This is a genomic window from Centipeda infelix ATCC 43532 (assembly GCF_000234095.1).
Classification (GTDB): domain Bacteria; phylum Bacillota; class Negativicutes; order Selenomonadales; family Selenomonadaceae; genus Centipeda; species Centipeda infelix.
This window is the reverse complement of record NZ_JH376798.1, coordinates 201796-227435: the sequence shown is the minus strand read 5'-3', so window position 1 is coordinate 227435 and position 25640 is coordinate 201796. Positions and strand designations below refer to the sequence as shown.

Genomic DNA, 25640 nt, shown 5'->3' with positions numbered 1-25640 from the left:
TTTGAAAAAAGCAGAGATTTTTCCCCGCATCAGAAAAGGCACGGCAACACATAGAATGCTGCATTTTTCCGGCTAGAATCTAAATCGGTTCGTTGTGTTCTGTAGGTCGGTTGCGAGCATGGCGAGTGATTGGGACGCGGAGGCGATCTCCTCGCTCGATGCGGACTGCGACTGGGATGCGGAGGAGATGCTCTGCATATGGTCTGCGGTCTTCTCTGTGATCTCGTTGACGGTGGTCGCGGACTGGACGATCAACTCCGTACCCTGGGAGACGGCGTGCATGGAGTGACTGATGTCGGCGATTTGCTCCTTGATCTCCTCGACCATGCGCATGATGTTCTCGAACTGGATGCCGACTTCGCGGATGGCGGCAGTACCCGCCTGCACTTCGTTCGTACCGCTCTGCATGGCAGTGACCGCCTGTGCGGTGTCATGCTGCACGACGGCGATGCGCTCCTTGATCTGATCCGCTGCCTCGCGGCACTGCTCGGCGAGCTTTCGGACCTCCTCGGCGACAACGGCGAAGCCGCGCCCCGTCTCACCCGCACGCGCTGCCTCGATGGCGGCATTGAGGGCGAGGAGGTTGGTCTGTTCGGCGATGGCGGAGATGGTCTCGACGATCTCGCCGATCTGCTTGGAGCTTTCGCCGAGTTTCTCGACGACCTCGGCGGAGCGTAGGACGCTCTGCTCGATGCCTGTCATCTTTGTCATGGCATCGTTCATGAGGGTTTCGCCCTTTTCGGCGGCATCTGCCGTTGCTGCGGAGCTGTTCGCGACGCGCTCCGACTTTTGTGTGACGTTTTCGATGTCGCCGGAGACGATACCGATGTTCTTCTTTGCCCCTGCGAGGCTCTCAAGCTGGCGATCCGTACCCTCCGCGACGTTTGCGACGGTGCCTGCAATCTCGGTCGCTGCCTCGGCGGTCTGGTGTGCACCCGCCGTGAGCTGCTCGGAGGCAGCGGCGAGCTGTTCGGCAGTGCCCGCGACCTGACGAATGAGATCGCGGATGTTCTTCATCATCGTGTTGAAGTTTGCGGCGAGCTGTCCGAGCTCGTCCTGCGAGGTGACGGCGAGATCCTGCTGACTGAGGTCCCCCTTTGCGAGTGCATCGACCTGGTGCATGAGTTGCTCGGTCGCCCCCGTGATGGTCGCGGCGAACCGCAGGAGCGCAAGGAGAAGGACTGCGACGAGCAGGATACCGAGCACTGTCATCCCGGCATAGGTTGTTTTGAGCTGCATGAGTTCAGCGAACGCGATGCGTTCGGGAACGGCGATCGCGATGATCCAGCCTGTCGACGGGACGGTTGCGTAGGCGATGATCTGCGTCTCGCCGTCCTTCTCCGTAGCGAGGTAACCGTTTTTCTTCGTGAGCATGGTCGGGAGATTTTCTTTGAGGACGGGGTTCTCGTCTGCCTGCTGCATGGCAAGCCCCTCAGTGGAGGCAATGATGCGTCCGCTCGGGGCGACTACAATGCCCGCGCCATCACCGTGATATTTCAGAGCTGCGACGCGCTCGGCAAGCGTTTCGAGACTGATGTCCGCAGCGACAACGCCGTTGTCATAGGGGGTTGCGACGGAGACTACCATCTTCTTCGTGCGTGCGTCCTCATAGACATCGGTGAAGATCGGCCCGCTTGCAGCCATGGCGGCTTTGTACCATGGGCGCTCACGCGGGTCGCGTTTGCCGGTGACGTTGCCCGCCAGCCCGCTGATGAATCGACCGTCCTCTCCGCCGTAGTAAAAGCTGAGGATGTCCTTGTCATGCAGGGGGAACTGCATGATCTCCTGCTCCATGGCGATGGGGTTGTCTCCGATGAGGGAAATGAGCGCCGCACCGCTCTGTACCTGTTTCTGCTTGTCGAGCAGCCATCCTTCGACGACGGCAGCTTCTTTGTCCAGTGTGGCTTCGATTTCGCCCTCGGTGCTTTCGATGAGCGATGTCTGTGCGGTGTAGTAGCCAATCCCGCAGATCGCCACGACAAGCAGCACCATGATTGTCCCCGTCAGGAGAAGTTTTTGCTTGATGCTCAATGCGCTTGCTTCCTTTCCATTAAACCTATCAACGTATAGATAATTAAATCTTATACCGTTATAAGAAAATAAGCAAGGACTTTTATCGCATATTTCCGGTAAAACAAAAAATAATGACAAATAATATAAAAGGATTTTTCTTTTATGTGATTTCAATACGTTGCGCGTGCGTGCATGATATGGTAGGATAAGAAAATATATGATTCACGCTGCAAAGAGCCGTGTGCCTTTGACAGCAGGGGTTCAATTTCATAGGAGGTTTTTTCACATGCAGGATGAAAAAAAGGCGGCGGACGCCATCGCTCGCGAGGCGAGGCGTACCGCTGCCGCAGGTGTTCTCTTTGCCATACTCTGGACGGTGCTCGGCTTCGGTCTTGCAGAGGTCGATGTGACGATCGCGGGCTTCCCGCTCTGGGCGGTTACGTCGAGTGTCGGCGTGCTCGCCGTGGGGGCTGTGCTCGCCGTCTATCTGGCATTTGCAGCAGAGGACGTTCCCCTCGATGAACGCGGAGAGGGGGCGGCACGATGAACGGGAATCTCATGGTGCTCCTGCCGCTCCTCGGCTTCATGGCGGCAATGCTCGCGCTCGGCATCTATGTGCGGCGGCAGAGTCACGCGGGCGGCTTCCTCTCGGGCTACTTTGTCGGCGGGCAGACGCTCGGCGCATTCGTGCTCGCGATGACGATGGTCGCGACCTACAGCTCGGTCAGCTCGTTTGTCGGCGGGCCGGGTATGGCGTACGAGATCGGATTTGGCTGGATCTACATGGCGGTCATCCAGACCATGACGATCTTCCTCGTGCTCGGCATCTTCGGCAAGAAGGTCGCGCGTCTGGCGCGGCGCATCCACGCTGTCACCATTGTCGATATCATCCGTCACCGCTATCAGTCGGATGCTCTTGCGGCACTCGCGGCATTCGCCATCGTGATTTTCTTTGCCGCGTCGATGGTCGCACAGTTCGTCGGCGGGGCGCAGCTCTTTGCCGCCGTCACGGGCTACAGCTATGAGCTCGGTCTGGTGCTGTTCGGCATTGTGGTCGTTGTCTATACGTCGATTGGCGGATTCCGTGCCGTTGCACTGACAGATACCTGCTGTGCGATTGTCATGATGCTCGGCATCGTTCTGCTGTTTTACTATGTACTTGAGGCGGGCGGCGGTCTTGCGGCGATTTTCGCGAATCTGCGTGCGGCACATCCCGAGATGCTGACACCGACGGCGGCGGGACGTATGCCCATCTCTCTCTATGTCTCGCAGTGGCTGCTCGTGGGTGCGCTCACGATTGCCCTGCCGCAGTCCGTTGTGCGCGGCATCAGCTATCGGAGCAGCCGCGATATGCACCGCGCCATGATTATTGGCACGGTCGTCATCGCCTTTATGAACATCGCCGTGAACCTCGTCGGTGTACTCGGACGCGGGGTGCTCGGTGTCGATGCAAAGGCTCTCGGTGGTGTGGACAGTGTCATCCCGCAGCTCATGGCGCAGGTCATGCCGCCCGAACTCCTCGGATTTGCGATCATCGGGCCGCTCGCGGCGTCGATCTCCACCATCTCGGGCGTGCTCATCGTCGCCTCGTCGGCGGTGGTAAAGGATGTCTACCTCCACCATCAGCAGCAGCGCGGCAAGTGCGTCGAGGAAAAGACGCTGCGCCGGCTCTCGATGGGGGTCACCGCAACGCTCGGCATCATCGTGTTCGTGCTCGCGATTGCGCCGCCATCACTCATTTGGCTCATCAATATGTTTGCGTTCGGCGGGCTTGAGACGGCGTTTTTCTGGGTGCTCGTCTTCGGTCTCTTTACCACATGGGCGCGGCGCACGGGCGCACTCGCCGCAATGGGCGGCGGCACCGTCATCTACTGCGCGGCGATGGCGGCGGGATTCAAAACGCTCGGACTGCACCCCATCGCCATCGGCATCACCGCCTCACTCGTTCTCTTCCTCGCGGGAAGCTGGTGGGAGCGAAGCAGGGAGACTTGACAGTGTGATTTAAGGTTGTTATAATAAAGACACAAAAAGAGTGACTGACGAGTGGTTCCGTCGGTCTCTCCCCATTATTCTTTGTGTTTGAAGAAAGAGCCTTCGTTACCTTGCGATAGGTTCTTTTTTCTTGTCTATGATCCTATGACCAGCGGCAGAAAGTACGCCTCCGTCCCCGCGATCTCGGCAGGGGAGAAGCGTGCGCCGACGGCAGAGGGCGTGTCAAAGAGCATGAAGCACGAGAGGGTCAGGCAGCCCTCGATCGTGCCGGAGTCGACGGTATGGACGAAGCGCGGCTGACGGACGAAGTCCTGATACATTGCCGCGCGGCTTGGGCGGCAGATGATCTCGTCCGCGTTGTCGGGCTGCTTCTCATGCACGGTTTTCGCGTGACCGCCCTGCTTTTCGACCAGACGGACGTTCTTCCCCTCGCGCCCCCAGATCTCCTTGCGGATGTATGTGCCGTCCATGAGCGCGGCAAAATCCTCCTCAAAATACGAGGGGACGAGATAGCGGCGGATGAGAGCACACTCCTCGGCGGTCAGGAACTGCTCCGTCCGTGCGAGTGCGTAGACGAGTGCCATAAAGGACTTGTTTTGCAGGAGAATCGCCTCGGGCGGATTCATCAGTGCAAATTTTCCTTCCTTATATAAATCCAGAAACAGCGCACCGAGCGGTTCACCGTCCTCCGTGCGCTCATCAATCAATATCTCCATCGGATGCAGGCGATAGAGTGCTGTCGCATATCTGCTGTCTATGAGAGGGATACCCTTATCATCAATCTCCATCTCGTAGAACGAGAGGAAGCGGATATCGCCGTGCGGAACCCCCTCCTGCATCTGTTCCATGAGGAAGCGCGTCGTTGCCAGATCTTCGGGATAGTCGTCGAAGCAGCTGAATACGAAGGGGCGGTGCGTGAGCGTTTGTCGCTTTAGATCGGCGATGGGTGCAGCAAGCTGATTGTGGATGCGCGTGAGAAAATCCCGCAGCTGCGTCCGCGTGCCCGCGTTCGGGTCACGTCGGCCATGATACGCTGCCGCAACGACATTGGCATAGAAGGATTCTACAATAAAACAGGGCGTATCCGCATTGATCTCGACCATGCGGATATGCCCTTTCTTGTCGAGGACAAAGTCAAAGCGCGAGAGCCACGTCGGCAGTCCGAACGCATTTGGGATGCGCAGATAGGGAAGCAGTTCGCGTGGCAGATCCATCGCACGCGCAAAGTCGTCGGGGGCGTTTTGCAGCACCTGCGCTGCCTTGCAGAAGATGCGAAACAGCCCCGCCGAGGCACGGCGCATCTCGTCATAGAAGTCCTGTGAGAACTCCTGCACCGTATGTGTGGGGTAGCGGTCAGCATAGTCACCGTATTGGATATAGGTGAAGATTGTCGGGTCAAGTGCGTCGATGTAGGTCTCTTTCTGTGTGCTGCTCACGTTAGGAACCTCCCGAGGAGCGGATGCCCGCCTGCCCGAAGCCGGATCTGCGGCTGACCTCGCCCGACTTCTCGCTTTTTTTTTCGTTGTAGCTGCCGCGCCCCGTATAACCACGGGAAAAACCGTGGGCGTGACTGCTGGAGGATACCTTGAATGTTCCAGGGAGCGGTGTGAGCGGAGCATTCGTGCGGTAGGTCATATGTGCGAGATCCATTGTGCCGCCCGCGTAGGAGAATCCGTGAAATGCGAAGTAGTTCGGCGCGAGGGGGGCGAGGAGGCTCGCCGTCCCGAACAGCCAGACGAGGTCGCCCGCGCCGTCGTGGCGAAAGGTGACGGCAGTGCTGTCGTCATAGAGTGCGGTCTCCGTGCCGTCGCCGTTGTTGAGAAGGGTGTAGCGGCGGTCATAAGCATCCGCAAGCCGCGCCTCGCCCGCATTCCACTCGGGATGCACGGCATCAGCGATGGAAAAGGCGATGTCATGACGATAGAAATACGCTGCGCCGAGTGCGCCGACCGAGGCAAATGCGGCGGCGAGGATGGCTGCCTTGCGCCCTATGTTTTCCATCGTTCACATCCTTTCTAAGATATGATGCCCCACACGAACACCTCGTTGCGCAAGTGATCGCGTGCTTGTATGCTTAAATACCGACGGACTTCTTAAACGCGCTTCGCTTGAACGAAAGAAATCCGTCGGGGCATACCGCACGCTTTACTCACTTGCTTCACTAGGGTTCGTTTAGGGACATCATACCCGTACGCTCGCGACATCAATGCACCGCGCCGCTGATGACGAGCGACAGCCCGACGAAGATCCCGAACACGAAGATGCCCGCCGCCGTATTGCCGCGCTGAATCTCGGCGGCAAGCTCATATTTGCGGTGCCACGCGTTGATGATGAAAAAGCCGACGATGAAACAGAGGATGCCGACAGCGGCATAGACCGCACTTGCGACAACCCCCTGCACAAAGTCCGCTGTCAACGCCTCGTATGTGGGAGACATGATGACAGCACGCAGGATCTCGCCGATGCCGATGAACGAGCCCGCCGACAGCCACGCGACCGCACGGTTGCCGCGCCGAATCTCCTCGGCGAAGTTGCCGGGGATGAAGAGGTCGATCACGATGTTGGATACAACCATGAGCAGGATGCCGAATGCGGCGTAGAATACGGTAAGCATCAGGGTGGACAGATCAATCATGTGGGTTCTCCTGTCTTTCATATCATTGCCCGCAGAGCGGCGCAGTCAGTGTGCAAGATGGCGCATTCGGCGCGGTGTCTCCTCGCTCGCGGAGGTGGTCGGTGCGGGCGCAGTCGTAGGGGGTGCTGCTGCCGTTGCAGATGCCGCTCTATCCGCAGGTGCGGCAGAGGGAGTGTCGGCCCTCGGACTTTCCTGCAGCACCACGACGGCACGCCCGCGCTGATCGCCCGTGCGTACGAGCTCGGCATAACGCATGAGGACGTAGCCGCGTTCCAGTTTTTCGGCGGCAGGTGTGAGGTCGGGTGTTGTCTCCGTGAGGATGATGTGCGTTGTGCCGTCCGCCGCGCCCGTAATGCGTGCAATCTCCTGCTGGGTGCGAATCACGAGCGGAGCATCCGCAGCTGCCTTTTCGATAAAGGCATCCTGCACCATACCGTCCACCCCCTCGATGAGGTCGAGGGCAGCCGTACCGCCGTCGATCTGCGCCGCATAGAGCCGTGTACCGTTCTCCGCAGCCCCCTCCTTGTAGTAGGGGGCATCTGAGAGCCGCTCATGCAGCGCATAGGGCATATTCACGAAACGTCGAAAATCATGCCAATCCCGCGTGTCGAGGTCGGGGATACCGGATAGGAAGAAAAGGACGATGCCGACGGCAGCCAGACCTGAGCCCGCATGGACGGCTAAATCGCGCAGCCCCGAGCGCAGATACACAGCTCGCGCCCTCTGCCGCGCACCGACATCCGTGTCTGCGACGATGACAGCGGCAGAGATCTTGCGTCCCGCAGAGCTGCTGCGCCTGCCGTTCCAATGTTCGACAAAGAAGGTTGCGTTGCCGTCTGCACTTTCATACTGTTCGTATTCCGTCTCATCGCCGACGGAGGCATCCGTATCGCCCCATACACCCGTTACAACCTCTGTGCCGCTGTCATGGAGACGGTAGCCCTTCGGCATTTTGTTTCCCACAGGGGAGGACAGGCTGCACGATAGTCCATCGTCTGCGATGCTCAACCAGAGGCGTATATCACTTTTGTCTGTGATGAGCCCATACTCTGTCCATACATCATCTGATGTTTTCTCCTTGTAGCGGATCTTTTCTGCGATGATGTAGGATGCTTCCCCGATTTTGAGACTTGTCCAACAATCAAAATCCATGCGCTCACCTCCACTTCTTTATTCTATCAGCGATTCCTTAGACGTATATTTTATGGCGCAGAAAAGGAACTGCGCACACGCAGTCTCTTTTTACAGCGAAAACACAATTCCCTCCACGATCAGCACCATGACGGATGCCCCCGCCGCACAGCGGAAAAGGCTCGCGCCGTTCCACGCGAGATAGAGGGCAAAGACGAATGCCGCCGCGCCCGCGACGGGGGTGCGGGTCGCCTCTACAATCGCGGGGAAGGTCATGACGGCAAGCGTCACATAGGGAACGTAAAAGAGGAAGGAGCGGACGAATACATTCTTGATCTCGCGCCGCAGGAGGAGTGCGGGGGTCAGACGAATCGCAAGCGTCACCGCACTCATGACGGCGATGTAGAGCCAGATATCAGGCATGGTCGTCCTCCTTTTCCGCGTCGATCGGGCAGAGAGCCGCACCGACCCCAGCGATGAGGAGCGTGAGGAGGATCGTGCGTGTGCCGCCCGAGAGCTCGCTCGTGACGGGTGCATAGGTTGCCGCGAGCGAGAGAACGCAGCTCGTGAGCACCATGCCGCCGATGGGGCGGCTCCGCTTCGCGGCGGGGAGGACGACCCAGACGAACATCCCGTAGAGGGCGACCGAGAGTGCGGAGACAACAGCGGCGGGGAGGATGCCGCCCGCGAGGATGCCCGCCGACGTGCCTGCCGCCCACGCGGGCACGGAGATCGCCATTGCACCGTAGTTGTAGTAGGGGTTGAGTGCTCCGCCGCGCGCGACCGTGATGCCGAATATCTCATCCGTCACGCCGAAGCTCACGGCGAGCCGATGGAGGAGCGATGTCTCGGGTGCGAACCGCTGCGTCAGTGCCGCCGTCATGAGGAAGTAGCGTGCATTCGCAACGAGCGTCAGCACGGCGATCTCAAGGTAGGGTGCCTGTGCCGCAATCACGGTAAAGCCCGCGTACTCACCCGCCGAGGCGATGTTGACCGCACTCGTCACGAAGCCCTGCCACGGGGTCAGCCCCGCCGTCTTCGCGAGAATGCCGAGCGTGAACGCCACGACGAAATAGCCGAGCGCAATCGGCACGCCATCGTGTACGCCCGCCATGAACACCGAGCGTCGCGATGTGTCAAGTCTTTCCTCCATCATCGTCACCTCACAGATTGATTTTCTTATTGTAGAATAAATCTGTCATTTTGTAAATCTATGTGAGGATACTTTTCTTTATGTGCATAGAAAAACGTCCATGCGCACATGGACGTTTCCCGCTGTATGGAGGGCATTTACCATGTCACATCAAGCTGCTGATAGAGATCAGGACGGTCGAACTTGACGTGCTGCATGACCATCTGCGCCATTCCGGAGAAGTCCACCGCCCATTTCTGCGTTACGGGATCAAAGGGCTTGTGCTGTGGCGCAAAATCGTCGATTTTCTCCCATTTAATCGGGTTGTCCGTACCCCAAAGCTGATTTTTTGGGTCGACCGAAAAGAGGAATCTGCTGAAATGCTTCAGATTCTTCCCGCGCAGGATGTGGACAGGCAGCTGAATGATCCTGTGTCCGCCCACGGTGACAACGCGGACATCCACATCGCGAAACACATAGTACCCCTTGAGGTTCGCGCCCGACTCGGGTGTCCAGCGCAGCGTCTCGGCGACGATCCAGTCTGTATTCTCGATCTTCTGCAAATAGTCGTAGATCGGGAACGGCTTTGCCAGAGCTGCACTCGGCGGAGTGCAGACGATGAGGGCACATGCGGCGATAACGAGTGGAATCATTTTTTTCATAGGGCATTACCTTTCCTTCCACAATGATACGATTGTTTTATTCGACAGGAGAGAGGCTTTTCCTCTACTCGTGTGTGATTTTTGGTTTTAGTTGTCAGTGTGCATCAAAGATGCTAGAATAGAAATGAAAGGATGGTGACAGATATGTTGAATGCAGCCGCACTTTGTCATCAGACGGAATCTGCGGAGGGATGGAATGTGATGCCGCCCACGAAAAGACCCGTCGCCATTGGCGGAATGTCCCGCGCAGCATTGGACTGCGAACTTGCAAAGGGCGTGGATTCCCTGCATGACGGCAATGGAATGACACCGGACGAGGTGGATGCGGCACTGGCGCGGGAATTTGGCAGATGAGCCGTTATCGCGTGCAGTATTCTCCCGCCGCCTATGAGGACTTGCGGGCAGTTTATCGCTATATTGCATTGGAGTTACAGGCGGAAGAGACGGCGCAGCATCAGACAACGCGGATTCGTCGTGCTGTCCGCACACTGGACAGATTTCCCCACAGACATCCAACGGTCGATTGGGAGCCGTGGATGTCAATGGGGGTTCATAAAGTGCCTGTGGACAATTACTATGTGTTCTATCGCGTGAATGAGGATCGGGCGACGGTCACGGTTCTCCGTATTTTTTACGCAGGCAGAGACATCGAAAACATCATATAAAATAAACGCTCATGCAGAACTTCTCTCGCATGAGCGTTTTTGATTGCAAATGTAGCTTAACCCAGCTCGTAGCCCGCATCGTCGAGGACGGCGGCAAGCTCCGTGTCGGGGATGTCGCGGGCGGCGGTGAAGGTCGCCGTACCTGCTTCGAGGTTAACGTTCACATCACTGACACCATCCATACCGCTGAGTGCTTTCGTGACGTGCTTGACGCAGTGCGGGCAGGTCATGCCCTTGACATTGATGGTCTTTTCCATGGTAAAATCTTCCTTTCCCTGTGCGGCGGCAGTATCCGCCGTTTCTTCATGTATCTCATCCACCGCAGAGGCGATGGGGCTTACCGTGACCTCATGGCGCGTGTGCGCCGTCTCCGCCGCGGGCGCGTGCTCGATGGCGAACAGGCGCAGGCGCAGCGCGTTCAGCACAACGCAGACGCTTGACAGGCTCATCGCCGCCGCGCCAATCATGGGCGAGAGCTTGATGCCAAAGGCGGGATAGAGAACGCCCGCCGCGAGCGGAATGCCGATGACGTTGTAGAAGAACGCCCAAAAGAGGTTCTCCTTGATGTTCCGCATGACACTGCGCGACAGACGGATCGCGCTCACAGCATCGAGGAGGTCGCTCCGCACGAGCACCGCATCTGCGCTGTCGATGGCGACATCCGTGCCCGCGCCGATGGCGATGCCGAGATCCGCCTGCACAAGTGCGGGCGCGTCGTTCACGCCGTCACCGATCATGGCGACGCGGTGTCCCTCGCGCTGCAGACGCTCTACATGGGCGCGTTTGTCCGCAGGGAGAACACCCGCAATCACCTCCGTGATGCCGAGTCGTGCGGCAATCGCCCGTGCCGTGCGCTCGTCGTCACCCGTCAGCATGACGGGCATGAGGTTCATCGCCTTCATCTGCGCGACCGCCGCCGCACTCGTCGGCTTCTCCGCATCGCGCACGCCGAGGAGGCCGACAACGCGCCCCGCGCGTACGACGATGAGTGCCGTCTCGCCGCGCTCTGCCATCTCCGCCCGCGCCGTCTCAACCGCGTCCGCGAGCGGGATGCCGAGCTCTGCGAGGAGAGCCGCATTGCCCGCCGCACAGTCCACGCCCGCCACACGCGCACGCACACCCTTGCCGAACACCGCCGCGAAATCCGCAGCGGCGGGAACGGTCAGTCCCTTTTCCGCAGCATAGCCCGTAATCGCTGCCGCAATCGGGTGCTCGCTGCCCTGCTCAAGCGCGGCCGCCAGTGCGGCAAGCGCATCGGCATCCATCCCGACGGGACGGATGCCGACGAGCTGCGGGCGACCCTCGGTGAGCGTGCCCGTCTTGTCCATCAGCACCGCGCTGATGTTCCCCGCCGTCTCCAATGCCTCGCCCGACTTGATGAGGATGCCGTGCGCCGCGCCGCGCCCCGTGCCGACCATGATCGCAACGGGGGTTGCAAGCCCCAGTGCACAGGGGCAGGAGATGACGAGAATCGAGATCGTGATGGAAAACGCGAACTCCACCGTCGCCCCCATCATGAGCCAGATCGCGCCCGCCGTGAGGGCAATCGCAATCACGACGGGGACAAAGACCGCCGAGACGCGGTCGGCAAGGCGTGCGATGGGTGCCTTTGACCCGCTCGCATCATCCACCAGACGGATGAGTTGACGGATCGTCGTGTCCTCACCGACGCGCGTTGCGGTGAAGCGAATCGTCCCCTCGACGTTCAGCGTCCCCGAGGTCACGGAGTCGCCCTCCGTTTTCGGAACGGGCATGGATTCGCCCGTCACGGCGGATTCGTCGATGCTCGTCGCACCGTCCGTCACCGTCCCGTCCACGGGGATGCGTGCGCCGGGACGCACGATGACCATATCGCCGAGGACGAGCGTCGCCACAGGTACGACCTGCTCCACACCGCCGCGCACGACCGTCGCCTCGGCGGGTGCGAGCTGCATGAGGGCGCGGAGTGCGCCCGTCGTCTGCCCCTTCGCCCGCGCTTCGAGGTATTTACCGACCGTAATAAGCGTTACGATCATACCCGCCGACTCGAAATAGAGGTTCGTGCTGTACTCCGCCGCGAGTGCGAGATCGCCGTGCCCCAGCCCCCAGCTCATGCGGAACATCGCGAACACACCAAACAGCGCAGATGCCATCGAGCCAATCCCGACGAGCGTATCCATATTCGGTGCACCGTGCAGGAGGTTGCGGAATCCATTGACATAGTATGGACGATTCACATACATGATCGGAAGAATGAGCACGAACTGCGCGAGTGCGAACGTCAGCGCGTTCTCCGCCCCCCAGAACACAGCTTTGAATCCCGCCGCGTAGGGCACGCCCCACATCGCGAGCATCGGGCTCATCGCAAGATACATCGTCGGCAGGAGGAAGAGGATGGACGTGAGAAGCCGCGACCGCATGGCACGCGTCGCCCTCTCTGCGGCATCCGCCCCCGCATCCGCTGCGCTGCCACTCTGCGGGGCTGCCTGTGCGCCCCCCGCGCCCTTGATGCTCGCGCCGTAGCCCGCGTCCTCGACCACGGCGATGATCGCGGCGGGGCTTGTGACTGCTGCGTCATAGGCAAGCGTCATCGTATTCGTCAGGAGATTGACGGAGACCTCCGCCGTCCCTTCCATCTTCTTTACGGCGCGTTCCACGCGCGCCGAACACGCCGAGCAGGTCATGCCCATTACGTTGAATGTTTCTTTTTTCATAGACTGCCTTTGTTGAATGTTTTTTGTTACAGTATAACATTCCTGTCAAGCACAAATAGTAATGAGAAAAAATTTCAAAAAATATTGCGTTGAAATATGAGAAGTGTTATCATCGAAGAAGCAAAAGCAAATCATCCAAAGGAGGATTTTACATGGCAAAGGTTGCAGTTGTATTTTGGAGCGGCTCGGGAAATACCGAGACGATGGCGAACGCGGTCATGGAAGGGGTTGCGAAGGGCGGCGCGGAGGGCGAGCTCATCCGCGTCGGCGATTTCTCCGCTGACCGCATCGCGGACTACGATGGGATCCTTATGGGCTGTCCCGCCTGCGGTACAGAGGAGCTCGACGAGGGCGAGTTCGAGCCGTTCTTCGCTGAGGCGGAGAGTCAGCTAAAGGACGTGAAGGTCGGTCTGTTCGGCTCGTATGGCTGGGGCGGCGGCGCGTTCATGGAGACGTGGACACAGCGCACGAAGGATGCAGGGGCGACGATGGTCGCGGACGGCGTGACCTGTGAGAACGAGCCCGACGATGATGCGCTCGCTGCGTGCACGGCACTCGGTGAGGCGATGGCAAAGGCGGTCGGCTGAGAAAAATATATCGATAAAAAACGAGACTGCTGCACGTTGATGCAGCAGTCTCGTTTTTGTCGAATGGATTGTACTCAGTCTGCAAGCACGTCGGTATATTCCTCCCTGCCGCGCATCATCTTCTCTGCATAGGAGCAGAGCGGGACGATCTTCTTCCCCGCACGGCGCGCCTCGGCGACGATCTCCTCGATGAGGCGGCGGGCAATGCCCTGCCCTCCGTAGGCGGGGTCAACCTCGGTATGTGTGATGACCCAGCATCCGTGCGTGTCCTCGATCTCAGCGACGCCGACGAGCTTTTTTTTGTCATAGGCCGCACTGCGGGGCTGTTCCGCTTCAAATACGATCTGCATGGCGATGCCTCCTTTGCCCGTATTGTAACGCATGAGGAATGTGCCTGTCCAGTATGCGGCAGCAGATTATAAATTGTGCACAGCAGGAAATCGGAGGGCTTTTCTCGAATACCGAATGCAGGTAAATTTTGTCAGCGAAAGGAGAAAATATGGACAAGAAAGGGTATGCTCTGTTGAGCGATCCGTTCCAAAACAAGGGGACGGCGTTCCGTGCCGACGAGCGCGCACAGTTTGGACTTACGGGCCTCCTGCCGCCGCATGTTGACACGATTGCGGAGCAGGCGCAGCGCATCTATCAGCAGATGGAACGCAAGAGCTCGGGGATCGAGAAGCGCCGCTTCCTGATGGATGTGTTCAACCGCAACCGCCGTCTGTTCTACTATGTGTTCCGTCAGCATATCGCAGAGTTCATGCCGATCGTCTACGATCCCGTGATCGCTGAGAGCATCGAGCAGTACAGCGAGCAGTTTATCAATCCGCAGGAGACAGCGTATCTCTCGATCGATCATCCGGAGGAGGTCGAGACGACGCTGCGGCAGGCGGCGGGCGACCGGGAGATCCGTCTCATCGTTGCAACGGACGCAGAGGGCATTCTCGGCATCGGCGACTGGGGGACGAACGGTGCCGATATCGCCGTCGGGAAGCTGATGGTCTATACCGCAGCAGCGGGAATTAACCCCGCGTCGGTGCTGCCGGTCATGCTCGACTGCGGGACGAACCGCGAGAGCCTCCTGCAGGATCCGCTCTACCTCGGCAATCGTCACGAACGCGTGCGGGGCAAGGCATACGACGACTTCATCGATGCCTTTGTGCAGACGGCGGAGCGGCTTTTCCCACGCCTCTATCTCCACTTTGAGGACTTTGGACGGCCGAACGCCGCGCCGATTCTGCGCCGGTACCAGAAGACCTATCCAGTCTTCAACGACGACTGTCAGGGGACGGGCATCATCACGCTCGCAGGACTCCTTGGCGCGATGAAGATCACGGGGCAGAAGCTCACGGAGCAGAGATACATGTGCTTCGGCGCGGGGACGGCGGGCGCGGGCATCACGAGCCGTATTTGCCGCGAGATGGTCGAGCAGGGGCTCAGCGAGGAGGAGGCGCGCGGGCATTTCTACCTCGTGGACAAGCAGGGCCTCCTCTTTGACGACATGGGCGACCTGACGCCGGAGCAAAAGCCATTCGCGCGAAAACGCAGCGAGTTCGACCATGCGGATTCGCTCACGACGCTCACGGCCGCCGTGATGGCGGTAAAGCCGACCATCCTTGTCGGCACGTCGACAATGCCGGGCGCGTTCACGGAGACGATCGTGCGAGCGATGGCATCGTGGTGTGATCGTCCGATCGTTTTTCCGCTGAGCAATCCGACGGAGCTTGCCGAGGCAACAGCGGAGGACCTCATTCGCTGGTCGGACGGGCGTGCGTTGGTTGCGACCGGTGTTCCGCGTGATCCGGTCTCCTACCGAGGAACGACCTACGAGATCGGACAAGCGAACAACGCACTTATCTATCCGGGACTCGGCCTCGGCAGCATGGCCGTCGATGCGAAGCTCGTGACCGATGAGATGATCTCGGCCGCGGCGCATTCACTCGGCGCATTCCTTACGCCCGAGGCAAAGGGCGCTGCCGTCATTCCGCCCGTTACGCGCCTCATTGAGTTCTCTGCCGCCGTCGCTGTTGCCGTTGCGGAGTGTGCCGTGAAGCAGGGACTGAACCGACGCGCGGTCGCGGATGTAAAGGCCGCTGTCGAGGAAATGGTCTGGAAGGCGGAATACTGACGCATTGAGAAATCCCCCTGCATCCCAAATATGGATGCAGGGGGATTTTGCCGTTCCGATGCCGTAAAGATCAGAAGAAGAACTCGACGCGGCCGAAGAGTTTCGAAGCCTTGTCCTGATTTATCCCGAGGTATTTTGCGTACAGGTCTTTGCCGCGGAAGTACTTCGCTGAGAGGACGACGTTCGGGAAGAGCGTGTACTCCGTGCCGAGCTCGATGCCGCGCGTTCCCTCCATGGCGCCGTCTCCAGTCGGCTCAACGGAGGCCCCGGCAAGCTGACGATAGGAGACGTATGCGCCCCACGAGCCCTTGTCCTCCGGCTCTGCTCCCTTGTACTCGTAGGTGATCTGATAGGACTTGTTGGGCATGGAATCTGCCAAGACCATATGGAAGTCCTTGCTGTGTGCATACGCTGCCGAGAGGAAGCTGTTCTTGTCGAAGCGATAGGCGGCATTTACACCCCAGATCTGCATGGTCTGCTTCTTGTTCTTAAGCATCGCGTCGAAGTCCTCCGCCTTGAGGCGATAGTAACCGACCCCTGCCGTAAAGCGTCCGTTGTACTGGAGTTCTGCACCCTGATAGTTTGCTGCCTTATCCCTCTGAATCTCATCGCTGCTCATGCGGCCTGCCTGCAGCTTGAACTGGACGTCCTTGCCGAAGGTGACCTCCGCACCCGAGAATTCACGGTCGAAGATAATCGCACCCGGCTTTGCATACGCCTCTGCCGAGAGCATTTCCATCTTACCGAGCTTCACGTTGAAGTTTGTGTAGTCGCCCTCTGCCCATGCGCGTTTGAGCGACACCCTGTCGTCCGAGGAGGCTTTGTCCTCAGTGACATCCCATGCGGCATCCTTGTTCATCTTGGTCTCGGCCTCAAGACGCGCGTGTACCGACCAGTGGTCGTTGACCTCTGCCGTCGGCTCAAGCCGGAAGAGCAGGTTGTCTGAGTTGACCTTCTTGCGGTTTTTTCCACTTTTCATGTCCCGTGCAGAGTTCTCAAAGCGGGAGCTCGTGTAGGTGTATTCGAGCACGCCCTCCCACTTCACCATATCGGCGTGCTTCTCGAGGTTCGACACGCGTACGCCGAGGTTGTTCAGCTCATCCGCGAACTCCGCAGCGAGACGGTCGACGAGTGCCTTGTCCGATGCGGACATATCGTCTTTTGCCATCGCCTTTGCCGTCATCTGCGCCATCTCATAGCGCGTGATGTTGCGGTCGCCGCGATACGTGCCGTCGCCGTAGCCTTCGACCACACCGTCGGCGGCGAGCTGCGTCACAGCGTCATACGCCCAGTGGTCGCGCGGTACATCGCTGAACGGATTTGCCGCCGCGAACGTCGTCGACGCTGCGCCGATGACGAGTGCCGCACTGAGTGCGGATACCAGAGTTTTCTTCATGGGGAATTCCTCCTTCTGAAGGCACGAAATGAATCCGTGCCTTACATCTGCGGGAGGAGACATACCTATGTTTCCAATGCAATGCACTGTGTCTGCGGTGTTGTCTCCTGTCCGCTAATATTGAAATCAAATCTTATTATACGAGGTGCGAAAGTAATTGTCAACAAAGAGTCAGAAAAGCGAATAAATATCTGAAAAAATATATTTTGTGATTCTTACCAATGATTTGTGTGTGTGCTATAATGAAAGTAAATTATGAAACAATGATTGTAGGGAGGAATCTACGATGAACGAATCCATTAAGGCGGTACATCTCGCGCATACTGACGGTACGCGATCGGATGTCACCGCGTTCGACTCCGGTGTGACGGCGCGTGCGGTTGCGTTCCATCAGGAGCTGCCGGACTACGTACCGACACCACTTGCCGATCTCAAATGTCTTGCGGCGGGGCTCGGACTTGGACGGATCGCAGTCAAGGATGAGAGCGGGCGGTTTGGGCTGAACTTGTTCAAGGGGCTCGGGGCGAGCTACGCGGTCGCACGCTATCTCGCGCAGCGTCTCGGACTCTCCGAGAGCGAGATGACCTACGAGAACCTCACGAAGCCGGAGTACCGCGAACAGCTGCGCAAGGTCACGCTTGTGACGGCGACGGATGGCAACCACGGACGCGGCATCGCATGGGCGGCGAAGATCTTCGGGCTGTTTGCTCATGTCTTTATGCCCAAGGGCAGCTCGACCGAGCGTCTGGCAAACATCCGTGGGCTCGGTGCGGAGGCATCGTTTACAACGTACAACTACGATGACACCGTGCGCCATGCAGCGAATCTCGCGAAGGAGCGCGGCTGGGTGCTCGTGCAGGACACGGCGTTTGACGGCTATACAGAGATCCCGCGTTGGATCATGCAGGGCTACACCACGCTCGCACATGAGGCGATGAAGCAATACGACGACATGCCAACACACATCTTTCTGCAGGCGGGGGTCGGCTCGCTGCCGGGGGCAGTCACGGGCTATCTTGCCGCGCATCATGGAGCGCAGCGTCCCGTCATCACCATCGTTGAGCCGAACCGCGCAGACTGCATCTATCGCACGGCTGCTGCCAGCGACGGCGAGCGGCATATCGTGACGGGCGAGATCAGTTCCATCATGGCGGGGCTCTCCTGCGGAGAGCCGAACCCGATCGCATGGGAGATCCTGCGCGATTATGCCGATCACTTCGTCTCCGTGCCCGAGTGGGTCGCGGCGAAGGGGATGCGCATCCTCGGCAACCCGCTGGACGACGATCCGCGCGTCGTCTCGGGCGAGAGCGGCGCCGTCACCACGGGGCTCGTCGCAGAGCTCATGCAGAACCGCAGCCTCGACTACCTGCGCGATCGCATCGGTCTCGGCAAGGACTCCCGCATTCTCTGCATCTCCACCGAGGGCGACACCGACCGCACGAACTACCGCCGCGTCGTCTGGGACGGGCTGTACCCGAGCTATTGAGGGGCATGTTCGGAGCAAGGATGCGCCTTTCGTTGGAGGTGTCAGGATGAATGAGAACGAACGCTATATCGAAAGTGTAGCCGTGGATGAAGTACCCTGGCACCGACTGACAACGCCCTATGGACGCGCGACAAAGTTTCCACAGTATTTTTCGGCGCTGGAGTCGATGGACGACGCTGTGGCAGTGGAGGATGCGCTCTACGAGCTGACGATCAATACGGAGCACCAGGGGACATTCTGGCACGCAACACCGTTTGCCATGATCTTTCTCGTACGGATCTTTCGGCGTGCCTGTGCAGCGCAGCACGAGAACGAAATTGCTCGGATGATTGCAGAGCGGCTGCTCGAACATTTCCGGTTGATCGTGGAATGTGTCCATATGGGTGAGGAGATGGAACACGCCGATCCGCTGCCGCAATTCTCCGATCTGCTTCGGGAGGAATATCTCTGGTCGGAGGTCTACGACGAGGAGGAGGACGAACTGCGCTACGAGGATGATGAGGTTTTTCCTGCAGAACTTTTCTATAGCTTTTACTATTACTCTGCTCAGACGCTTGCTTTGTGCGAGGCTGAACGCACACAATGAGCCTCGGACAGTGAGATGATGAATTATAAAACGTGAAAACACCTCTGTACGATAAACGTGCAGAGGCGTTATTTCATAATGAAGGCTATATTTCTATTTCATGTGTGATGAGGATGGATATGGAATCGGGAGTAGGGTAAATATTATCGATCATCTCATGTGTTGCTACACTTCTGATCTAGAAGGGCATATTGGAGTAGCGGGAACAGCTCGGGAAAACACGGAGTAATTTGTATGTAGAGTATTTGGGATATTACGAAAAGATTTGTGAGAGGAGCAGAGTGCATTGTCTACGTTAGATAATACGATTGAAGTACAATATAAGAAACTGGAGCGATATCGAACATTAGAATATATTGATTTGTATCAAATATTTCCGCACCGTAAATTACGGGAAGTGCTTTCTACTGTGCACGAATTGATGACAAGAAATTATGAAGCAATGAATAGCCGTCTGCCTACGAATGATTGTGGGCAACATTTTTGGGCGGAACATAGCAGGGAACTGCTTCTCGCCATTCGCGTGGTTCAGTCATTGCAGCGAGCCCTAGAAAACACAGCCTATGCTTTTATCGTAGATGAGTACTATCAAAAAATTATTTTGAAATCGAAAGAATTTCTTTGTGATAGTGGGGGGAGTGAGATTCCTCCTTATATGGAAGAAGTGGAACTCTACTATAAAATCCCAATTTTTCTCAAGAGGGGCGATAGAAAAATTGAAATAAGCACTCCTAAAATCAAAAAAATAGATCATGAATATATTAGGGGAATGCTATCTCGAGCAATGGAGGATATTGATCATAGTCATTATGACAGTGCACTTACCAAAGCGCGCACAATGCTGGAAGAGGTGTTTATTTACGCAATTGAAGCAAAAAAAGAAAAGCCGGTATGCTCAGGCGAAATTGCAAAATTATATAAGCAAGTTCGGGATCTGTATAATATGCACAGCGATAATGAAACTGATCAGCGCATTAAGAAATTGTTATCTGGGCTTGGAACCATTGTAGTTGCTATCACTGAAATGAGAAATAAGGAAGGTGATGCGCATGGAGTTGGCTCGGGCAGACGACGTATTGCCGAGCATCATACCAGACTTTTTGTAAATGCTTCTATGATGATGGCGGATTTTATTTTATCAGTAGTGGAAAATAGCAAGACCCGTCATATTTAAGAGTATAAAACTCCCGAGGTCATTGACCTCGGGAGTTTTATACCTATCGTTTACCACCGTTAGCGTACGAACACGACGGAGCCGTTCATAAGCATCTGGCTCTGCTGGTTTGCTGCGAGGATGCGGTCGCCATCGTCGACGCTGACGACGACGTTGACGGGGTTGGTGGAGTTGTTGCCGCCGCGCACCTGCACTGCCTTGATGACGAGCGGGGTTGCGCCGACGCGCGGGAGGGTCTGTGCGGAGGAGACGCTGGAGGAGTAACCGACCATGCCCTGCGAGATTGCCTGATCGTAGTTGATGTTGCTGACACCGTAGATGGCGCGGCCGTTCGTGTCATAGATGACGGGGGAGAAGCTGGGCTTGAGTCCCATGCCGCCCGCATCAATGATGACCCCCGTGTAGGTGCCGCCCATCTGGATCTGCGTGGTGATGGTGGCAGAGATGACCGGCGGGGGCGGGGTGGGCGGCGTGTTGTCGCGAATCGCGGGCATGATCGCCGAGGCGAGACCCTGCGAGCCGTACATCGGCATGGACATGACGACGCGGTATGCGCCGTCGGGCATCATCTGCTCCTCGACGACGACAGCACCCTTGATGAGGGCACTGACCTTGGTCTTGACGAGGTCGCTGCTGATGACGAAGTTCTCGACCGTCGTCTCGGCATCGACCTGCACGCCGCTTACCTGCTCGGCGAGGTTGCGCTGTGCGTCTACGATGGCGGCACGGCGCGCCATGATGCTTGCCTTCGATCCGTATGCACCCATCGGCGGCGTGCCGAAGCCCTCCGCCGTGATCGTGCCCTGCTCCCACTGCGGAGCTGCCTCAGCCGCCTGCATGATGGTAAGGGAGGGGAGGGAGGTGTTCGGTGCGGCATAGAAGCCCGCCCCAAATGCAAATACGCCTGCAATGGCGCTGACGAGAGCTTTTTTCTTCAGGTTCTTCATTGTTGTCGCTCCTTTTCATGAAAACGAAACTGTTCTAACGGATGGCTGCTGGATGAGCCACCTGCCGGATTCCTTAACGTTTCTTTCCCTTTTTGTCGTTGACGCCCATCTTCGTAAAGAGTCCTTCTTTGCCGTTGACGGCATCCTTGATCGCCTTGGAGACGGCGTTGAATGCCATTTCATCGGTGACGCTCGCGGAGCCGAGCATGAACGCGCCGCCCTCTGAGGCTATGCCGCCCGATACTCGTTTCGAGCTGCCCTTGCCCTGCCCGACGAGGACGACGCGCCCCGTCGAGACCTCGACGACGCGAATAGAGACATTTGCCACGACGCTCGCCTGACTGCCGATCAGACCGCCCGTGAGATCAGCAAGCCCGAAGGAATCCTCTTTCGCCGAGAGGTTTGTGAGTGCGCCGAAGATCTTGTACTCGACACCGCTCAGGTTGCCGACCTCGGCAGCGGTGTCCTCTGCGATGAGTCCGGTCATACCGAGACTCTGCTCATCCACGAGATCTTGGAGTTCGATACGTTCATAGACTTGGAACACGTCGGGACGGTCGCTGATGAGGGTGATCAACTCCTCGGTTGCGATGCCTGCATGGTCGCCGAAGCCTCCCCACCGATCCGGCACCTTGTTCTGGAAGGGCATGATGGCGACGGTGGGATTGTCGTACAGTCCTGCCTGACAGACAGAACCCATCGTCAGCCCCAGGAGCAGGACGAGGGTGCCCATCATTTTCTTAAGCATAGAATTCCTCCTTAACGATGATCCAATGGCTCCCTGCGTGCACCGCGCGGTCGGGCGAATGATGGCGATTGGCAGAAAACACGCGGACTGCCCGCCGTGGGTACATGGATGTCGACATACAGGATGTCGCCTGTTATTTTAACACAAATTAAAACGAATTGAAACTGTAGAATATGACAGGTGAAAAAGTCCCGTGTTTCTCGTAAGGCCTGTAATGGCGGGATCTTTCGCGATTTTTGAAGCAGTGGACGGGCGGCAGAGATTAGAAAAATTTTTACAAAAAAAGTCTGCCGCACGATGGATTTCGTACGGCAGATTCTTGTTTTGCTGTTTGTGTACCTTTCCCCTGCAATGCGGGAACGGTATCAGCGCAGTGCGATCTTGAGCTCGCTGTCGCTTGTGCTCTCCACGAAGATGGAGAGATCCGTCTCGCGCTGGAGCATCTGGAGAATGGTGAACGGCTTTTGTGCCGAGGCGATGTCGATGGTCGTCTTGCCCGCGCTCGTGCCGCGCACGTAGACATCCTGTACGCCGCGCAGTTCCTTGAGCTCGCGTACGAGCTTCTCGACGAGGGAGAAGTCATTCGCGCGGACGGTGAGCTGGATGCCCGAGAATCCGCTTGCCGCAGCTTTGAGGAACTGCTGCTCGAGCTTCTCCGCCGCCTTGCCTGCTGCTGCTTGACGCGACTTGCGCGCCGCGAGCGCAGGGCTGTTTTCGACGCCCTGTCCATCGACGGAGTAGGTGCCGATGATCGTGCTCGTGCCGAAGGAGATGATCTTGAGGTCGAGGTGTGTGCGTGCCGAGGACATCTGTGTCTCGACGTACCCGCCGTGATTGTCCGGCAGCTTCACCTTGTAGCCCTCTGCGTGGCTGCGTCCGATGACGAGATAGTCGATCGGGCGCGCAGAGGCATCACCGTCGTATGGGAGACGGCTGTCGCCGCGATAGACGGCGTTCAGTACCGACGAATCCTGCAACTGCGAGAGGAGGTTCACATCGACGACGTGTTTGAAGCCGACGGTGAGAAGCCGCTCGTTGAGTGCTGTCTCGAGGATGGTGTCGTGGCCGGGGAGGCCGTCGAAGCTGTGGTCGAGATCCGCATCGTCCGAGAGAATGACGACGCCGATGCGCGGGTCGCTGAGGCGCATGACGGCATCCATACGCTTCATGAACGCCGAGTTCGGATCGGTGTTCACGTCAACGCTTGCGCGGACGCGGTACTCACCGCCATTCATGGACTCGCTGATGACGGTGATGTTCTGGACGTAGCCCTGCGCGTGCGAGAGGATCTCGTCCATCTCCACGGAGGTATTCGACACGACTGTATTCGAGTTGATGTACATGCCTGCGACCTGTTCGACTGCCATACGGGCCGCGTCGCGCATGGCGGAGTCGCGGTCAACGCCCACGCCGTCCACGGTGACGGTCTGTGCGAGGGCGGTCTGTGCGAACGCCATGCATAGGAAAAGCATGATGAGAATTTTCTTCATAACGTGTGGATGCTCCTTTCGTTGATCAAAGGAATGCACGTGTTTTCTGCATATTTATCATACCACAAAAATGACCACACGTACAGAGGAAAGAAGCCGCACTATTTCTTCTTGGGGTCGAGATCGGCGAGATCGAGGTGTCCCGTCGAGCTCACGGTATCGTTGAAGTCGTCGATGACATCGTTGCCGTCCGCCTGTCCTGCGAGATAGCTGCGCACCGTGCCGATAAAGCGGTTGAGGTTCGACTTGTAGGAGCCGAGAGCGGGTACGTCGGTCAGCTTCGCAGACAGGTCGTTCATCTCGGCGATCTTTGCCTCGGCAGCGGTCTTGTCAATGTTTTCTTTGTCGAGCATATCGACCAGTTCGCGCGTCTTGATCGTCAGCTCAAGGTAGTTGGCGGCGTTCACTCGGCCGTCCTTGCGCATTTCCTCCAGCTGGGCGACACGCAGCTCTTTGAAATGCTCCGTGACCGTCGCGTCAAACTTGTCATACGCCGCATCGAACTTGTCGTAGAGCGGGAGGAACTGTGCCGCCATGCGGTCGCTTTCGGCGTAGCCATCCGCCATGTAGCTCTTGGAGGAGTAGTACGCTTCCATCTTGTCCGCGAGCGGTGCGAGATCCTTCAGCAGAGCGAGCACTTCGTCCGCATCCGCGTCAATGTCCTTGAAGACACCTGCGGTTTTCGGATTCGCGCGTGCTTCCTCAAGATCCTTTTTCAGCTGTGAGAGGTTCGGGAGGGAGATGTAGGTGTCATGCCCCCCGTTTCGCAGGTTGTTGAGGGACGGCGAGATCGCGTAGTCGAACGTGACAATGTTGTGGTTGTAGTTGTTCGTTGCGTCGAGATAGGGCGAGAGTGCCTCCCCCTTGCTTTCGACGCTGTTGTCCGAGAGTAGGGATGAGACGGCGGCAGCAGCATCGTCTGCCTTGCTGCTGCTGCCAAAACAGCCTGTCATGAGCGCGGCGGGCGCACAGAGCAGTCCGCCGACAGCGAGGACAGAGAGGGTGCGGCGCATGGAATAAAACATAAAATCCTCCTTTTGATGCAGGGCGCGCATAGGCGTCCGTGAAACAAATGGATGCCGCGGAGCGGACATCCACATAAAACGCTTGTGTAAAAACGAGAGGAGCTCGTTTTGTGTGATGTGCATTTTCAGCACGCAGTATTTACGGGACGATGACGACGTTCCAACTGCGTGCGCCGCCGTCCCTGCGTACGGCGTGGCGGCGGTCCTGCTCTGCCCGACGCTCGGCGCGGCGTAGGCTCATCCAGAGCTCGTCGTCCGTCTTGTCCGAGGCATCCCACGCGCTCATGAGGTCGTTCGTCGCGTCCTCATAGTGCCCCTCGTTGTAGGCGATCAGTCCGCGGTACTGGTAGAGCCGCCAGATGGGATAGGCACTGTTTGTGTGGGGCGTATGCTCTGCTGCCGTAAAGTCGGCGCGTGCGAGTGCGTTCGCGTGACGATCATAGTAAGCGCGTCCGCGCAGGACGTAGGCATAGGCACGCACATCATCTGTCACGGAGGGGTCTTGGAGGAGCAGCGAGAGATCGGCGACTGCGTGTTCGTTCTCACCGCGCAGGATCATTCCTTCCACATCGGCAAAGATGGCGTTCCACTTGGCGCCGTCCGATGAACCTTGTGCATTTGTCGGATCCGGCTGTGCATCGCGTGCGCGGAGAGCGTCGTTCGCGCGTTTCAGCTCGTCGCGCTCCCGCGTCAGACGTGCCAGCTCCGCCTTGCTGCCTGCGAGTTCCTTGAGGTCAATTCCCTCCGTATCCACGGAACAGACGAGATGAACGCGGTAACGCCACGCGTCGCCGACGAGCTCGGGGGTCGCCTCCTCGCGCAGGACGCGCAGGACGGCGGCAGCAACCGTGCGGATTTCGTCGCGCGTCAGTGTATAGCCCTGCACCTCGCTCGTACTCTCGATGTAGATGCCCGCCCGCTCCGTCGCGGCACGCATCGCCTCCGCCCGCGCCGCATCGCGTGCGAACTTCGGCGCGTCGTTGTCGCCCATCATGTAGACACCGTCCACATCGATGATCTCGGGCGCGGCAGAGACATTGGGGGCGATGGCAAGGATCAGCGCACACAATCCGGCACGCAGAGTCTTTTTCAGCATGACATTCCCTCCTGTTTGTATTGTTCCAAAAGGCGATTAGAGCATGGTGAAGAA

At 58.0% G+C, this 25640-nt stretch carries 25 protein-coding genes; 9 read left to right on the top strand and 16 right to left on the bottom strand.

Translation table 11 applies throughout. The features are described from left to right. Window positions 1-72 precede the first annotated feature (72 nt). Entirely contained in the window at window positions 73-2031 is a 1959-nt protein-coding gene (locus HMPREF9334_RS04340) for a methyl-accepting chemotaxis protein (protein WP_006692283.1), read from the bottom strand. Window positions 2032-2299: 268 nt separating this feature from the next. On the opposite strand from HMPREF9334_RS04340, the gene HMPREF9334_RS04335 reads away from it, so the two are divergent. Together HMPREF9334_RS04335 and panF are read left to right on the top strand one after the other, a co-directional pair. Next, entirely contained in the window at window positions 2300-2560 is a 261-nt protein-coding gene (locus HMPREF9334_RS04335; RefSeq protein WP_006692282.1) for a DUF997 family protein, read from the top strand. Beyond that, window positions 2557-4005, top strand: coding sequence for a sodium/pantothenate symporter (gene panF / locus HMPREF9334_RS04330; protein ID WP_006692281.1), 1449 nt, complete (start codon window positions 2557-2559; stop codon window positions 4003-4005). Before HMPREF9334_RS04335 ends, panF begins: the two co-directional genes overlap by 4 nt. 134 nt (window positions 4006-4139) lie before the next feature. On the opposite strand, the gene HMPREF9334_RS04325 is transcribed toward panF, so the two are convergent. From HMPREF9334_RS04325 to HMPREF9334_RS04295, 7 genes are all read right to left on the bottom strand, one after another. Beyond that, window positions 4140-5441, bottom strand: a complete 1302-nt coding sequence (locus HMPREF9334_RS04325; protein WP_006692280.1) for a glutathionylspermidine synthase family protein — start codon at window positions 5439-5441, stop codon at window positions 4140-4142. Between the two features lies 1 nt (window position 5442). Continuing rightward, window positions 5443-6006, bottom strand: a complete 564-nt coding sequence (locus HMPREF9334_RS04320) for a hypothetical protein (RefSeq protein WP_006692279.1) — start codon at window positions 6004-6006, stop codon at window positions 5443-5445. Window positions 6007-6208: 202 nt separating this feature from the next. Continuing rightward, the gene (locus HMPREF9334_RS04315; RefSeq protein WP_006692278.1) at window positions 6209-6640 is read right to left on the bottom strand and encodes a DUF350 domain-containing protein; all 432 of its coding nucleotides are present in this window, start codon (window positions 6638-6640) and stop codon (window positions 6209-6211) included. A gap of 45 nt (window positions 6641-6685) precedes the next feature. After that, on the bottom strand, window positions 6686-7792 hold the full coding sequence (locus tag HMPREF9334_RS04310) for a DUF4178 domain-containing protein (RefSeq protein ID WP_006692277.1): 1107 nt from the start codon (window positions 7790-7792) through the stop codon (window positions 6686-6688). Between the two features lie 90 nt (window positions 7793-7882). Continuing rightward, on the bottom strand, window positions 7883-8194 hold the full coding sequence (locus HMPREF9334_RS04305; RefSeq protein WP_006692276.1) for an AzlD domain-containing protein: 312 nt from the start codon (window positions 8192-8194) through the stop codon (window positions 7883-7885). Further along, window positions 8187-8927 (bottom strand): AzlC family ABC transporter permease, encoded by a 741-nt coding sequence (locus tag HMPREF9334_RS04300; RefSeq protein WP_006692275.1) that lies wholly within the window; start codon window positions 8925-8927, stop codon window positions 8187-8189. Before HMPREF9334_RS04300 ends, HMPREF9334_RS04305 begins: the two co-directional genes overlap by 8 nt. Window positions 8928-9061: 134 nt before the next feature. Further along, the gene (locus HMPREF9334_RS04295; protein ID WP_006692274.1) at window positions 9062-9565 is read right to left on the bottom strand and encodes a hypothetical protein; all 504 of its coding nucleotides are present in this window, start codon (window positions 9563-9565) and stop codon (window positions 9062-9064) included. 144 nt (window positions 9566-9709) lie between these two features. Here HMPREF9334_RS04295 and HMPREF9334_RS04290 point away from each other — a divergent pair, with 144 nt between their 5' ends. Together HMPREF9334_RS04290 and HMPREF9334_RS04285 are read left to right on the top strand one after the other, a co-directional pair. Next, entirely contained in the window at window positions 9710-9919 is a 210-nt protein-coding gene (locus HMPREF9334_RS04290) for a hypothetical protein (protein WP_050803406.1), read from the top strand. Further along, window positions 9916-10230: a type II toxin-antitoxin system RelE/ParE family toxin gene (locus tag HMPREF9334_RS04285; RefSeq protein WP_006692272.1), complete on the top strand. Its 315-nt coding sequence runs from the start codon at window positions 9916-9918 to the stop codon at window positions 10228-10230. The genes HMPREF9334_RS04290 and HMPREF9334_RS04285 overlap by 4 nt, the downstream gene beginning before the upstream one ends. Window positions 10231-10286: 56 nt before the next feature. Here HMPREF9334_RS04285 and HMPREF9334_RS04280 read toward each other — a convergent pair whose 3' ends face one another. Next, window positions 10287-12923, bottom strand: coding sequence for a heavy metal translocating P-type ATPase (locus HMPREF9334_RS04280; RefSeq protein ID WP_006692271.1), 2637 nt, complete (start codon window positions 12921-12923; stop codon window positions 10287-10289). Between the two features lie 152 nt (window positions 12924-13075). Between HMPREF9334_RS04280 and HMPREF9334_RS04275 the strand changes: the two genes are divergently transcribed. After that, the gene (locus HMPREF9334_RS04275; RefSeq protein WP_006692270.1) at window positions 13076-13510 is read left to right on the top strand and encodes a flavodoxin; all 435 of its coding nucleotides are present in this window, start codon (window positions 13076-13078) and stop codon (window positions 13508-13510) included. Between the two features lie 74 nt (window positions 13511-13584). On the opposite strand, the gene HMPREF9334_RS04270 is transcribed toward HMPREF9334_RS04275, so the two are convergent. Then, complete coding sequence (locus HMPREF9334_RS04270) at window positions 13585-13860, bottom strand: GNAT family N-acetyltransferase (protein ID WP_006692269.1); 276 nt, start codon at window positions 13858-13860, stop codon at window positions 13585-13587. A gap of 149 nt (window positions 13861-14009) precedes the next feature. Between HMPREF9334_RS04270 and HMPREF9334_RS04265 the strand changes: the two genes are divergently transcribed. Next, window positions 14010-15638, top strand: coding sequence for a malolactic enzyme (locus HMPREF9334_RS04265; RefSeq protein ID WP_006692268.1), 1629 nt, complete (start codon window positions 14010-14012; stop codon window positions 15636-15638). A 70-nt stretch (window positions 15639-15708) separates the two neighbouring features. Here the strand turns inward: HMPREF9334_RS04265 and HMPREF9334_RS04260 are convergent, their stop codons facing one another. Beyond that, complete coding sequence (locus tag HMPREF9334_RS04260; RefSeq protein ID WP_006692267.1) at window positions 15709-17034, bottom strand: S-layer homology domain-containing protein; 1326 nt, start codon at window positions 17032-17034, stop codon at window positions 15709-15711. Between the two features lie 286 nt (window positions 17035-17320). Here HMPREF9334_RS04260 and dpaL point away from each other — a divergent pair, with 286 nt between their 5' ends. From dpaL to HMPREF9334_RS11370, 3 genes are all read left to right on the top strand, one after another. Continuing rightward, window positions 17321-18520, top strand: a complete 1200-nt coding sequence (gene dpaL / locus HMPREF9334_RS04255; protein ID WP_006692266.1) for a diaminopropionate ammonia-lyase — start codon at window positions 17321-17323, stop codon at window positions 18518-18520. Between the two features lie 46 nt (window positions 18521-18566). Further along, window positions 18567-19106 carry a hypothetical protein gene (locus HMPREF9334_RS04250; protein ID WP_006692265.1) on the top strand — a complete coding sequence of 180 codons (540 nt, stop codon included), beginning with the start codon at window positions 18567-18569 and terminating at the stop codon, window positions 19104-19106. A gap of 286 nt (window positions 19107-19392) precedes the next feature. Beyond that, on the top strand, window positions 19393-20280 hold the full coding sequence (locus HMPREF9334_RS11370; RefSeq protein WP_050803404.1) for an abortive infection family protein: 888 nt from the start codon (window positions 19393-19395) through the stop codon (window positions 20278-20280). A gap of 59 nt (window positions 20281-20339) precedes the next feature. Here HMPREF9334_RS11370 and HMPREF9334_RS04240 read toward each other — a convergent pair whose 3' ends face one another. The 5 genes from HMPREF9334_RS04240 to HMPREF9334_RS04220 form a co-directional block, all read right to left on the bottom strand. Further along, the gene (locus HMPREF9334_RS04240) at window positions 20340-21227 is read right to left on the bottom strand and encodes an LPP20 family lipoprotein (RefSeq protein ID WP_006692264.1); all 888 of its coding nucleotides are present in this window, start codon (window positions 21225-21227) and stop codon (window positions 20340-20342) included. A 73-nt stretch (window positions 21228-21300) separates the two neighbouring features. Further along, window positions 21301-21975 (bottom strand): CsgG/HfaB family protein, encoded by a 675-nt coding sequence (locus tag HMPREF9334_RS04235; protein ID WP_006692263.1) that lies wholly within the window; start codon window positions 21973-21975, stop codon window positions 21301-21303. Between the two features lie 365 nt (window positions 21976-22340). Next, window positions 22341-23465: a hypothetical protein gene (locus HMPREF9334_RS04230; protein WP_006692262.1), complete on the bottom strand. Its 1125-nt coding sequence runs from the start codon at window positions 23463-23465 to the stop codon at window positions 22341-22343. Window positions 23466-23566: 101 nt separating this feature from the next. Then, complete coding sequence (locus tag HMPREF9334_RS04225; RefSeq protein ID WP_006692261.1) at window positions 23567-24490, bottom strand: DUF3829 domain-containing protein; 924 nt, start codon at window positions 24488-24490, stop codon at window positions 23567-23569. 139 nt (window positions 24491-24629) lie between these two features. Beyond that, complete coding sequence (locus tag HMPREF9334_RS04220; protein WP_006692260.1) at window positions 24630-25586, bottom strand: tetratricopeptide repeat protein; 957 nt, start codon at window positions 25584-25586, stop codon at window positions 24630-24632. Between the last annotated feature and the right edge of the window lie 54 nt (window positions 25587-25640).